Origin of the sequence: Streptomyces durhamensis, from assembly GCF_000725475.1 — a bacterium.
Classification (GTDB): domain Bacteria; phylum Actinomycetota; class Actinomycetes; order Streptomycetales; family Streptomycetaceae; genus Streptomyces; species Streptomyces filipinensis.
In genome coordinates, this window is the sequence record NZ_JNXR01000114.1 from 1 (window position 1) to 734 (window position 734).

The 734-nt window shown below is 62.5% G+C and carries 1 protein-coding gene; it reads right to left on the bottom strand.

What is annotated here, in order from left to right:
- Window positions 1-464 (bottom strand): AMP-binding protein (locus IO33_RS0142010; RefSeq protein ID WP_031174341.1); only part of this gene is annotated, 464 nt, incomplete at its 3' end.
- Window positions 465-734 lie beyond the last annotated feature (270 nt).

Genomic DNA, 734 nt, shown 5'->3' on the forward strand with positions numbered 1-734 from the left:
GTGTAGATCAGGCCAAGAGAGGCCGCCATCGCTTCCTCCCGGTACTCGAGCCCGTCGGACCTGCCGGCGATGAGTGCTTCGTGCGAATTGCGGCGGTTCAGCCCGTCGTCGGTGATCTCGATGATCTGCACTGTCAAGCGTGCCGCAGCAACGGCCTCGCGCGCGGTGCGCAGATGCATCGTGTCGCAGAAGAGAATCCGCAGCTCGCAATCGTCGAGAAGGTAGGTGATCTCGGGCGCGGTCCAATGCCAGTTGATGGGCACCGGGTTGCCACCGGCAGAAGCGATGGCGATGGAGATCTCGAGGAAGTCAACGCTGTTCCTCTCTCCGAACTCGACCCCGCAGTCGACCAGCGCTGATGCCAGCCGGCCTGCTCGGTCGAAGCACTCTTGATGCGTGCGGGCGGTGGACCCGCAGAGCACCAGAGGCTCTGCGTCTTCCTGGGCCGCTCTGGAGTCTTGCACTGCATCTGCCCTCATGGTTGACTGAGCCTTACTTCCATTTCTGATCGTAACGGTCATTCAAGTGGAGCGAGGGGTGGCTCTCAGGGTGGCTGCTGACAGGGGCGGCAACCGCCCTGAGACTCGTCGCCCGATTCGAGCAGCCGCCTGTGCGAACTATCCGCCGATTCTCCGATGAAGTCGATAGCCCCAGACTGTTAGCGGAGCTACCCATAGCGGTCGAACGTCAAACCATCCGGCCCGGGATGCGCCACCGAGTCTGCGACACCATTC